Source organism: Streptomyces sp. NPDC001348, assembly GCF_053597535.1.
Window position 1 is genome coordinate 24,963 of record NZ_JBSFIK010000025.1, and the last position, 10,823, is coordinate 35,785.

General features: G+C 71.8%; 9 protein-coding genes. 7 read left to right on the forward strand and 2 right to left on the reverse strand.

Features of this window, described 5'->3' with window-relative positions; all coding sequences use genetic code 11:
• The first annotated feature begins 2 nt into the window (after nucleotides 1-2).
• Genes ACWC21_RS24815 through ACWC21_RS24825 form a run of 3 tightly spaced genes read left to right on the forward strand, consistent with a single transcriptional unit; the run spans nucleotide 3 to nucleotide 5,265 of the window.
• Nucleotides 3-869, forward strand: a complete 867-nt coding sequence (locus ACWC21_RS24815; RefSeq protein ID WP_450885008.1) for a carbohydrate ABC transporter permease — start codon at nucleotides 3-5, stop codon at nucleotides 867-869.
• Nucleotides 869-2,617 carry a DUF2264 domain-containing protein gene (locus ACWC21_RS24820; protein ID WP_450885009.1) on the forward strand — a complete coding sequence of 583 codons (1,749 nt, stop codon included), beginning with the start codon at nucleotides 869-871 and terminating at the stop codon, nucleotides 2,615-2,617. The genes ACWC21_RS24815 and ACWC21_RS24820 overlap by 1 nt, the downstream gene beginning before the upstream one ends.
• The gene (locus tag ACWC21_RS24825; protein ID WP_450885010.1) at nucleotides 2,614-5,265 is read left to right on the forward strand and encodes a discoidin domain-containing protein; all 2,652 of its coding nucleotides are present in this window, start codon (nucleotides 2,614-2,616) and stop codon (nucleotides 5,263-5,265) included. Before ACWC21_RS24820 ends, ACWC21_RS24825 begins: the two co-directional genes overlap by 4 nt.
• A 60-nt stretch (nucleotides 5,266-5,325) precedes the next feature.
• Here the strand turns inward: ACWC21_RS24825 and ACWC21_RS24830 are convergent, their stop codons facing one another.
• On the reverse strand, nucleotides 5,326-5,817 hold the full coding sequence (locus ACWC21_RS24830) for a peptidylprolyl isomerase (RefSeq protein ID WP_450885011.1): 492 nt from the start codon (nucleotides 5,815-5,817) through the stop codon (nucleotides 5,326-5,328).
• A gap of 67 nt (nucleotides 5,818-5,884) precedes the next feature.
• On the opposite strand from ACWC21_RS24830, the gene ACWC21_RS24835 reads away from it, so the two are divergent.
• From ACWC21_RS24835 to ACWC21_RS24850, 4 genes are read left to right on the forward strand one after another with little or no spacing between them, the layout of a single operon-like run.
• Nucleotides 5,885-6,388: a hypothetical protein gene (locus tag ACWC21_RS24835; protein WP_450885012.1), complete on the forward strand. Its 504-nt coding sequence runs from the start codon at nucleotides 5,885-5,887 to the stop codon at nucleotides 6,386-6,388.
• Nucleotides 6,389-6,415: 27 nt separating this feature from the next.
• On the forward strand, nucleotides 6,416-6,694 hold the full coding sequence (locus tag ACWC21_RS24840; protein WP_450885013.1) for a hypothetical protein: 279 nt from the start codon (nucleotides 6,416-6,418) through the stop codon (nucleotides 6,692-6,694).
• 31 nt (nucleotides 6,695-6,725) lie between these two features.
• Nucleotides 6,726-6,899: a hypothetical protein gene (locus ACWC21_RS24845; RefSeq protein ID WP_450885014.1), complete on the forward strand. Its 174-nt coding sequence runs from the start codon at nucleotides 6,726-6,728 to the stop codon at nucleotides 6,897-6,899.
• A gap of 58 nt (nucleotides 6,900-6,957) precedes the next feature.
• Nucleotides 6,958-8,301: a lanthionine synthetase LanC family protein gene (locus ACWC21_RS24850; protein ID WP_450885015.1), complete on the forward strand. Its 1,344-nt coding sequence runs from the start codon at nucleotides 6,958-6,960 to the stop codon at nucleotides 8,299-8,301.
• Between the two features lie 10 nt (nucleotides 8,302-8,311).
• Here the strand turns inward: ACWC21_RS24850 and ACWC21_RS24855 are convergent, their stop codons facing one another.
• Nucleotides 8,312-10,702, reverse strand: a complete 2,391-nt coding sequence (locus ACWC21_RS24855) for an ATP-binding cassette domain-containing protein (RefSeq protein ID WP_450885016.1) — start codon at nucleotides 10,700-10,702, stop codon at nucleotides 8,312-8,314.
• Nucleotides 10,703-10,823 lie beyond the last annotated feature (121 nt).

The window sequence follows — 10,823 nt, forward strand, 5'->3', positions numbered from 1 at the left end:
CGATGACCGCCCTGTCCCGCGGCGCCCGCGCCCTCTTCCTGCTCGGCGCGGCCGTCTTCTTCGCCCTTCCCCTGCTGTGGTTACTGCTCGCACCCACCCGCACCGCCGACGACCTGACCACCGGCTCACCGCTCGGCTTCGGCTCCCTCGGCAACGTCGGCTCGGCCTGGTCACACCTCACCTCCTACAACGACGGCGAGATCACCCTGTGGATCGGCAACTCCGTCATCTACGCGGTCGCGAGCGTGGTCCTCGCCCTGCTGCTGTGCGTGCCGGCGGGCTACGTGCTCGCCAAACACGAGTTCGCCGGACGCCGCACGCTCCTGACCCTGTCGGTGGTGACGATGATCCTGCCGCCGGCCGCACTGGTCCTGCCCCTCTACCTGGAGATGTCGGCGGTCGACCTCACCGGCACGGTCTGGTCGGTGATCCTGCCCCTGTCGTTCTACCCCTTCGGCGTGTACCTCGCCTTCCTGCACTTCCAGGCGAACCTGCCCGACAGCCTGCTGGACGCCGGACGGGTGGACGGCGCGAGCGAGCTGCGCCTGTTCTGGTCGGTCGCGCTGCCGCTGGCCCGCCCCGCGGTCGCGCTGATCGCCTTCTTCGGGTTCGTCCGCTGCTGGACCGACTTCTTCCTGCCCTTCGTGATGCTCTCCGACGACCGGACCTACACCCTCCAACTCGGCCTGATGTCCCTGCTGCAGTCCACCGGCGCCGTCAACAACTCCAGTGGTTTCGCCGACCTCGACATCCACCAGCCGGAAGCCGCCCTGGCCGGACTCGTGGCCTGCGCACCCCTGTCGATCGGGTTCGTCCTCGCGCAGCGCCACCTGCGCACCGGGCTGCTGGCGGGGGCGGAGAAGGGCTGATGGACGTCTGGGGCGAGACCCACGCACGCACGGAACTGACCAAGCGGTTGACGGAGTTGACCGCACCCCTCGCGCACCGCTTCAGCCCAGGCCGGGCCCGGGTACGGCTCGGGGTGAACACCGCGATCCACGACGACACGGCCGCCGAACTGGAGGCGTTCGCCCGGCCGCTCTGGGGCCTGGCCCCGCTCGCCGCGGGCAAGCAGACGGTGCCGCACGCGGAGTTGTGGATCGCGGGACTCACCCACGGCAGCGACCCCGCGCACCCCGAGTACTGGGGCGAGCCTGGTGACCGCGACCAGCGCGTCGTCGAGATGGCCGCCATCGGCTTCGCCCTGGCACTCGCCCCCGAACAGTGGTGGGACCCGCTGAGCGGGGCGGCACGCGACCGGCTGGCACGCTGGCTGCGCAGCGCGCTGCCCCGCGAGACCGCCGACAACAACTGGCACTTCTTCCCGGTGCTCATCGGTCTCGGCCTCGACCGGGTGGGAGTGTCCCACGACCGCTCGCTGACCGCCGCCCGTCTGAGACGCCTGGAGACCTTCTGGCTCGGGGACGGCTGGTACACCGACGGCCCCACCGAGCGGCGCGACTACTACGTGCCGTGGGCGATGCACTTCTACGGGCTGCTGCACGACACGCTCACCGGCGGGACACGCTTCAAGGAGCGGGCGGCCCGGTTCGCGCACGACTTCCGGCACTGGTTCGCGGACGACGGCGCCGCCGTCCCCTACGGCCGCAGCCTCACCTACCGCTGGGCACAGGCCGCCTTCTGGGCCGCGCTGCCCTTCGCCGGCGTGGACGCACTGCCCTGGGGTGTCGTCAAGGGCTACCTGATGCGGCACCTGCGCTGGTGGCAGGGGCGACCGGTGACCGGACCGGACGGGCTGCTGTCCATCGGCTACGGCTACCCGCAGCCCGCGCTCGCCGAGCAGTACAACGCGCCGGGCTCCCCGTACTGGTCACTGAAGGCGTTCCTGCCGCTCGCCCTGCCCGAACACCACGCCTTCTGGGCCGCCCCCGAGGAGCCGGCACCCGAACTGCCCACGACCAGCGCCCAGCCCCACGCCGGCGCGGTGCTCATGCGGGCCCACGGCGACGTCACCCTGCTCGCCGGACGCCAGCACCACTCCTGGCTGCGCCACGGCGCCGAGAAGTACGCCAAGTTCGCCTACTCGACCCGCTTCGGCTTCAGCCTCCCCGGCGGCACGGTCGGCCTGGCGCAGGGCGCGTACGACTCCATGCTGGCGCTGAGCGACGACGGCGGAACGCACCACCGGGTGCGTGAGGAGCCGGCCGGCTGGTACGTCTCGTCCGGCACCGGCACCGTGCACAGTACCTGGCACCCCTGGCCCGACGTGGAGATCACCACCTGGCTGACCGCCAGGCCACCCTGGCACCTGCGCGTCCACCGCGTCCGGACCGGCCGCGCCCTGCACACCGCCGAGGGCGGCTTCGCCGTGGACCGGGACGCCGGCACCCACCGCAGGACCGGCCCCGGTTACGCCCGGGTGTCGGCCCCGGCCGGACTGACCGGCATCCGCGACCTCGACGGCCCGCGCCCGGGCGAGGTCGTCGACTGCCTGCCCGGCACCAACGTCCTCGCCCGGCGCACGGCCCTGCCGGTACTCGTCGGCCGGCTCCCGCCGGGGGAGCACTGGCTGCGGTGCGCGGTGCTGGGCGCCCCGGACGGACCCGAGGCCGAGAAGGCCTGGCGACAACCCCCGACGACTGGAGACGGGACATGAGACTCAGACATCTGTCCGTACTGGCCGCCGTGACCGCGCTCCTGGCCCTCCCGGTCCAGGCCCACGCGGCAGGCCCCGCCCGCACCTACCACGTCGCCCCCTCGGGCAGCGACCACGCGTCCGGCTCGCCGGCGCGCCCCCTGCGCACCATCGGCGCCTGCCTCGCCCACGTCCACCCCGGCGACACCTGCCTGGTCCACCGCGGCACCTACCGCGAACAGCTCACCCCGCCCTCCGGCACCGAGGGCGCCCCGATCACCATCGCCGCGTACGGCGACGGCCCGGTGACCGTGGACGGCACCGAACCGGTCACCGGCTGGCAGAAGGCGGGCGGCGACCTGGTCGCCGCCGACACCGACCTGCCGCTCGACCCCGACTTCAACGCGGTGTTCCTCGACGGCGGCCGCGCCGCCGAAGGCCGCTGGCCCAACTCCGGCGCAGATCCGCTCAACGCCACCTGGGCGGAGGCCGACGCCACCTCCACCGACCAGCACATCGACGACACCGACCTGCCCGACGCCGACTGGACCGGCGCCACCGTGCACCTGTGGGCCGGCTCCAACCCGTGGGCCCAGCAGACCGGCACGGTCACCGCCACCGCCCACGGCGAGCTCGACTTCAAGGGCGGCAACCACCGCTGCCCACCGCTGTGCATGGGCAACCAGAACTACCGGAACTACTACCTCGTCGGCTCCAGGGCGGCACTCGACCAGCCGGGGGAGTGGTACTACGACAAGGCCGCCCACCGCCTCTACCTGGTGCCCCCCGAGGGCGGGCTCGCCGGACACACGGTGACCGCCAAGCACCGGCAGTGGGGCGTCGACCTGAGCCACAGCTCCTTCGTCACCGTGCGCGGCCTGAACCTGTGGGGCACCTCCCTGCGCACGGGCAAGGACAGCACGGGGGTCGTCGTCGACGCACTGCACGCGACCTACATCTCGGAGTTCTCCACCCTCCCCATGCCACCGGACAGCGACCTCGCGATCCCGCCGTTCGAGGGGCACATCGTCGCCTCGCGCATCCTCGACTCGGGCGTCCAGCTCCTCGGCACCGGCAACACCCTGGAGAACAGCGAGATCTCGCAGTCGGCGGGAGACGGCGTCCTGGTCCGCGGCACCGGCAACACCGTCACGGACAACTACATCCACGACGTCGGCTGGATGGGCAGCTACACACCCGGAATCGAGATCAACGGCAACGGCCACACGGTCACGCACAACACGATCCGCCGCACCGGACGGGCGGCCATCGACACGGCCTGGCAGCTCAACGGCACCGAGTTCCACGACAACCGCATCGCCTACAACGACATCTCCGAAGCGATGCGCACCTCGCGCGACGGCTCCCCCTTCTACGTCTGCTGCAGCCTCGACGGCTCCGGCAGCTCCATCGACCACAACACCGCGCACGACGCCGACGGCCAGGTCGGCTACTACGTCGACAACTACTCCGGACACTTCCTGCTGCACCACAACGTCGCCTGGAACACCGGCAGCCGGGGCGCCTTCTTCAACGGTCACACCGGCCCGAGCATCGCCAACCAGGACCACAACTCCAGCTACGGCGTCGGTATCGACGGTACTTCGGTGCAGCTGAGCGGTGCGACGGACGCCTCCGGTTCGTACTTCAGCAACATCGTCGGCCCGAAACCGGTCACCGCGACCCAGAAGGGCGACCCGCTTCCGGTCGTCCGCTCCAACCTGATCAGCGCCGACCCCGGCTACACCGACGCCGTCAACGGCGAGCTGTGGCTGAAGCCCGGTTCACCCGCCGTCGACGCCGGCGAGTCGATCGAGGGCATCACCACCGACGTCCGCGGCGCGGCCCCCGACCAGGGCGCGTACGAGTACGGCGCACCGGTCTGGTCCGCCGGCTGCGACCTGCCCGGCTGCCAGGAGCGGGTGCGTCACGGCAACTGGAGCGCCACGGCGAGTGACGGCACCGACGCCTCGGCCGCCGTCGACGGGGACATCGACACCCGCTGGACGGGTGCCGCCGCGCAGGCCCCCGGACAGAACCTGACCGTCGACCTCGGCGAAAGCAAGACCTTCGACCGGCTCTCGCTCGACGCGGGACGCGACACCAGCGGCCAGCCGTACGGCTTCTCGGTCTCCGTGAGCCGCGACGGCACCCACTGGGGCCGGCCGCTCGCCCGGGTCTCCGGCCGGTCCTTCACCCAGGACGCGGTGTTCCCGGCGCAGACCACCGCGCGCTACGTGCGCGTCACGCTCACCGCCGCGGGATCCGCCCCGTGGGTCGTCAACGACATCCGGCTGTACGGCGCCGGACCCGACGCCGCCTCGACGCTCCAGGCGGAACAGGCCACCGGGACACGAGGCGCGGAGCGGGACACCGCGGCCGCCACCCTGCGAGGCGGGGGCCGGGTGGCATTCCACGAGGTCGACGTCCGGGGCAAGCACCTCACCCTGCGCGTCGCCCCCGCCTGCGAGCGCGGCTGCTCACTTCAGCTGCGCCTGGACGCGACCGACGCGCGCCCGGCCGCGGTGGTGCCGCTCAGCGGCGCCGGTGACTGGCAGGAACGGTCCGTCACCCTGGCGCACGAGGTCACCGGAGTACACGACCTCTACATCGTGGCCAAGGGCACCGGCCGGGTCGCCGCGCTGGACTGGCTGACCATCCGCCCCTGACCCACGCCGGACGGGCCGGGCGGGAAAAGGTGCCCGGCCCGTCCGACCGCGACGGTCCGGTCAGACCGTCCCGCTCGCGGCGATCGTGACCTTCGCCTTGGGCGCTCCGCTCTGGCTGCCGAGGCCTTCGATCCTGTCGACGATGTCCTGGCCCTCGACGACCTCGCCGAAGACCACGTGCTTGCCGTCGAGCCAGCCGGTCACGACGGTGGTGATGAAGAACTGGGACCCGTTCGTGTTGGGACCCGCGTTCGCCATGCTCAGCAGGTAGGGCCGGTCGTGCTTGAGGCTGAAGTTCTCGTCCTGGAACTTCTCGCCGTAGATGCTCCGGCCGCCGGTGCCGTTGCCCCGGGTGAAGTCGCCGCCCTGGAGCATGAACTGCGGGATGACCCGGTGGAACGAGGAACCGGCGTATCCGTAGCCGTTCTGCCCGGTGGCCAGCTCACGGAAGTTCCTGGCGGTCTTGGGAACGACGTCGTCGAAGAGCCTGAAGGTGATCCGGCCGGCCGGTTCGTCGTTGATGGTGATGTCGAAGTAGACGTTCTCGCTCATGCCGATCAACCTACCCTCAACCGCTCTCCGGGGTCGCCGAGGGCCCTCGCGTGGCACACTGCACCGCATGACCACCCTGACGCCCGCCCGCGCGCTCCTGCTGCTGTCCAGCGGGATCACCTGCCTGGTGGCCGTGGCCGGAGGCGTACTGGGTGCGCTGCTCGGCGGCTGGACCGCGTCGGCCGTCACCGGGCTGTCCGCCGGAGCGGTCTGCCTGACCACCTCCGTCTTCGTCCGACGGCGGGCCATGGCCGGGTTCGCCGTCGCGGAACAGGAGGCGATGGCCCGCGGCTATGCCGAGGGTCTCTCCCACGGCCTCCTCACCGTCGTCGTCCAGTACGAGGCGGCCGTCTTCCCCCTGAGCGCCGGCGGAGTGACCGACGAGGAGCGCTTCGCCCGTCGCGGCGCGGCGTACCGCGTCGCCGCCGAGGCCGCACTGCCCACCCCGGTACGCGCGGCCGCGGCCGCCGCCCTGGCCGCGCTGGACGAGGGGGACCCTCGTCGCTCCCGCGACACCATCGGCAAGCTCCTGGCCACCGTCAACGGCGGAACCGGAGTCCTGGGCCGGTAACGGCTCCCTCCCGCCTACCATGGACTCATGGGCGAGATCGTCGTCGTGTACGAACTCGACAAGCCGAACGCCACACACGCCTCCCCGGACCCGGACGGCGAGGAGCGGCCCGTGCGCAGGGTGCACGCCGCGCCCACGGCTCCCGGGGCGCCTGCCGCCACCGGACCGCGGACCCTGTGCGGCAAGGACACCTTCGCCATGCGGACGGCCTCCCGGACCTCCGCGGAAGCCCCCGGAGGACGCTGGTACCCGGCGCGGTACGCACCCCTGGTGTGCCCCGACTGCGCCGCCGTGATCGAGACCTGACCGGCACACCACCTCGCGAGGGAGGCCTGCCATGACGACCGGAGCTTCCGAATACGACACCTGGCTGTACTCTCACACCCCCTCCCAGGCCGAGGGCGAGCGCGACGAGCCGACGGAACGCGCGGCCGTGGAGCAGCACCCGGACGTCCCCCGGACCGAGCCGTCCCAGGCGGAGGGCGAGAGGGACGACACCAGGCCCGCGTGACCGCCGCGAAACTTCCGGCCATGTGCCCCTGGACGGCGCTCAGTTGTAGCGTGGCCGGATGATCTCGAGCGATGTCTACCGGGAACTGGGCGAGGCCGCCTGGTCGTGGGTGCTGAACCAGGTGCGGGAGGACGAGGGGCCGTGGCTGCCGGAGACGGTGCCGGACGACGGCCCGGACACGGCACCGTCGAAGCACCGCGACACCCTGTACTCGGGGATCGCGGGACTCGCCCCGGTACTGGCGGAGATCGCACAGTACCGGGAACCGGTCGAGCGCGAGCGCACCCTGGCGACGGGGATCGTGACCAGGCTGTCGGCGCAGGCGGCGGACCGGACGGAACCGTCGCTGTACGACGGCCTGGCCGGCGACGCCATGGCGCTGAAGCTGCTCGCACCGGGCATGGAGGCGGTCGCGTTGCGGCGGCTGGCCGACCTGGCGACCCCCGAGGGCTGGCGGACGACGGTCGAGTTCGTACCGGGCTCGGACGCGCCCCTGAACGACATCATTGCGGGCACCGCCGGTGTGGTGATGACGGCGGTCTGGGCGGGCGGAGAGCATGCGGCGGCGATCGCGGCCACCGGCTGCGAGGCCCTGCTCCGAGTGGCCGACCGCACGCCGGCCGGTCTGGACTGGGGGATAGCGGCGGACACGGAGTGGAGGGCGCCGAACTACTCGCACGGCACCGCGGGAGTGGCCGCGGCGCTGGCGGTGGCCGGTGCGGCACTGCGCCGGCAGGAGTTCGTCGGGGCAGCGGTGGAGGGAGCCCGGCACGTACTGGCCATGGGCTCCCTGGAGGACGGCGGGTTCATCGTCCCGCACACCATCCCGCCGTCGAAGCGGGAGGTGGAGCCGGTCACGTACACCTGGTGCCACGGTCCGGCAGGCACCTCCCACCTGTTCGCCGCGCTGTCGTACGCGGGTGTGGCCGAGGTGGCCGGCATCGAGGTCGGCGAACTGCGGGACCGGTGCCTGACCTCGATCCTCACCTCCGGAGTCCCGCAGCGTCTGCGCCCGGGGTTCTGGGACAACGACGGCCGCTGCTGCGGAACGGCGGGGGTCGGCGACATACTCCTGGACGCGGTGCAGGACTGCGAGGACCCGGCGAGAGCGGAAACCCTCCTGCGTGCGGCACGCACGATGGGCGACGCGCTCGCCCAGCGGGTCGTCAGGGACGAGGACGGAGCCCGCTGGCGCTTCCGGGAGCACCGCCAGGATCCACCGCTGCTGCCCCCGGGCACCGCGTGGATGCAGGGCGCGGCCGGTATCGCCGCGTACCTCCTGCGCCTCGCCCGGTTCCTCGAAACCGGTCCGGAGGCTCCGGTGGTGGACCGCCCGGACCAGTGGTGGGCGGTACCGGCGCGTCTGCGCAGTACCGCCGCGCCACGGGGTGCTGAGAGGTGAACGGCCTCGGTCAGGCGCCGACGTAGGCCGCGAGGTGCTCGCCGGTGAGGGTGGACCGCGCGGTGACGAGGTCGGCGGGAGTGCCCTCGAAGACGATCCGGCCCCCGTCGTGGCCGGCGCCGGGACCGAGGTCGATGATCCAGTCGGCGTGCGCCATGACCGCCTGGTGGTGTTCGACGACGATGACCGACTTGCCGGAGTCGACGAGCCGGTCGAGCAGGCCCAGCAGCTGTTCCACGTCGGCGAGATGCAGGCCCGCGGTCGGCTCGTCGAGGATGTAGACGCCGCCCTTCTCCGCCATGTGCGTGGCCAGCTTGAGCCGTTGCCGCTCGCCGCCGGACAGTGTGGTGAGCGGCTGCCCGATGGTCAGGTAGCCGAGCCCGACGTCGACCAGCCGCTGCAGGATCCGGTGGGCCGCCGGGGTGTGGGCCTCGCCGGCGCCGAAGAACTCCTCGGCCTCGGCCACCGGCATCGCCAGCACCTCGCTGATGTCGCGGCCGCCCAGGTGGTGGTCGAGGACCGACGCCGCGAACCGCCTGCCGTCGCACTCCTCGCACGTCGTGGCGACACCGGCCATCATCGCCAGGTCGGTGTAGACGACTCCGGCGCCGTTGCAGGTCGGGCAGGCGCCCTCCGAATTGGCGCTGAACAGCGCCGGCTTCACGCCGTTGGCCTTGGCGAACGCCTTGCGGATCGGGTCGAGCAGTCCGGTGTACGTCGCCGGGTTGCTGCGGCGCGACCCCCGGATCGCGGCCTGGTCGACCGACACCACGCCCTTACCGGCGGGGATCGACCCGTGCACGAGCGAGCTCTTGCCGGAGCCGGCGACGCCGGTGATGACGGTGAGCACGCCGAGCGGGATGTCGACGTCGACCCCGCGCAGGTTGTGCGTCGTCGCCCCGCGGATCTCCAGCAGGCCGGTGGGCCGGCGCACCGTCTCCTTGAGCGCCGCCCGGTCGTCGAAGTGGCGGCCGGTGAGGGTGCCACCGGTGCGCAGCCCCTCGACGGTGCCTTCGAAGCAGACGGTGCCCCCCGCCGTGCCGGCGCCGGGGCCGAGGTCGACGACGTGGTCGGCGATCGCGATGACCTCCGGTTTGTGCTCGACGACGAGCACGGTGTTGCCCTTGTCCCGCAGCCGCAGCAGCAGGTCGTTCATCCGCTGTATGTCGTGGGGGTGCAGGCCCGTGGTCGGCTCGTCGAAGACGTACGTGACGTCGGTGAGCGAGGAGCCGAGGTGGCGGATCATCCTGGTGCGCTGTGCCTCGCCGCCGGACAGCGTGCCCGCCGGCCGGTCGAGCGAGAGGTAGCCGAGGCCGATCTCCGTGAACGAGTCGAGGGTCTCACCCAGCGTCACGAGCAGCGGCGCCACCGACGGCTCGTCCAGGCCCCGCACCCAAGCCGCCAGGTCGCTGATCTGCATCGCGCACGCGTCGGCGATGCTGATCCCCCCGATCTTCGACGACCGCGCCCCGTCGTTCAGCCGGGTCCCGTCGCAGTCGGAGCAGGTGGTGAAGGTGACCGCCCGGTCCACGAACTCACGGACGTGCGGCTGCATCGCCTCCCGGTCCTTGGCGAGCATCGACTTCTGGATCCGGGGGATCAGCCCCTCGTAGGTCATGTTGATGCCCGCGATCTTCATTCTGGTCGGCTCGCGGCGCAGGAAGTCGTGCAGTTCCTTCTCGGTGTACTCACGGATCGGCTTGTCCGGATCGAAGAAGCCCGACTCGGCGTAGAGCCGGGAGTTCCAGCCGCCCCCCTTGTAGCCGGGGACGGTGATCGCGCCCTCGGTGAGCGACTTCGAGTCGTCGTAGAGCTGCGTGAGGTCGAGGTCGGTGACCGTACCCCGGCCCTCGCAGCGCGGACACATCCCGCCGGTGATGCTGAAGCTGCGGCGCTCCTTCACGGTCTGCCCGGCACGCTCCACGGTGACCGCGCCCGCACCGCTGATCGAGGCGACGTTGAAGGAGAACGCCTTCGGCGAGCCGATGTGCGGCCGCCCGAGCCGGCTGAAGAGGATGCGCAGCAGCGCGTTCGCGTCGGTGGCGGTGCCGACCGTGGACCGGGGGTCGGCGCCCATCCGCTGCTGGTCCACGATGATCGCGGTCGTCAGTCCTTCGAGCACGTCGACCTCGGGCCGCGCCAGCGCCGGCATGAAGCCCTGAACGAAGGCGCTGTAGGTCTCGTTGATCAGCCGCTGCGACTCCGCGGCGATGGTGTCGAACACGAGCGAGCTCTTGCCCGATCCGGAGACACCGGTGAACACGGTCAGCCGGCGCTTCGGGATCTCGATACTGACGTCCTTGAGGTTGTTCTCGCGCGCACCGTGCACGCGGATCAGGTCGTGGCTGTCGGCGACGTGCGACACAGGGGACTGCGTGTCCGTGCTCGTGGCCATGCTCATCGTGTCTCCCTCTGCCGTCTGGCTGTCCTTCGCCGGCGCGCTGGTGGCGACGGTATCGCGGTCACACTAGGTCCGCCTCGACGGCCGGCGCTTCTCGAATCCTGATCCGTGCGGCCGTCGG

Coding starts and splice junctions, on each gene's coding strand:
- ACWC21_RS24815 (WP_450885008.1), top strand. CDS start 3: ATGACCGCCCTGTCCCGCGGCGCCCGCGCCCTCTTCCTGCTCGGCGCG.
- ACWC21_RS24820 (WP_450885009.1), top strand. CDS start 869: ATGGACGTCTGGGGCGAGACCCACGCACGCACGGAACTGACCAAGCGG.
- ACWC21_RS24825 (WP_450885010.1), top strand. CDS start 2,614: ATGAGACTCAGACATCTGTCCGTACTGGCCGCCGTGACCGCGCTCCTG.
- ACWC21_RS24830 (WP_450885011.1), bottom strand. CDS start 5,817: ATGAGCGAGAACGTCTACTTCGACATCACCATCAACGACGAACCGGCC.
- ACWC21_RS24835 (WP_450885012.1), top strand. CDS start 5,885: ATGACCACCCTGACGCCCGCCCGCGCGCTCCTGCTGCTGTCCAGCGGG.
- ACWC21_RS24840 (WP_450885013.1), top strand. CDS start 6,416: ATGGGCGAGATCGTCGTCGTGTACGAACTCGACAAGCCGAACGCCACA.
- ACWC21_RS24845 (WP_450885014.1), top strand. CDS start 6,726: ATGACGACCGGAGCTTCCGAATACGACACCTGGCTGTACTCTCACACC.
- ACWC21_RS24850 (WP_450885015.1), top strand. CDS start 6,958: ATGATCTCGAGCGATGTCTACCGGGAACTGGGCGAGGCCGCCTGGTCG.
- ACWC21_RS24855 (WP_450885016.1), bottom strand. CDS start 10,702: ATGAGCATGGCCACGAGCACGGACACGCAGTCCCCTGTGTCGCACGTC.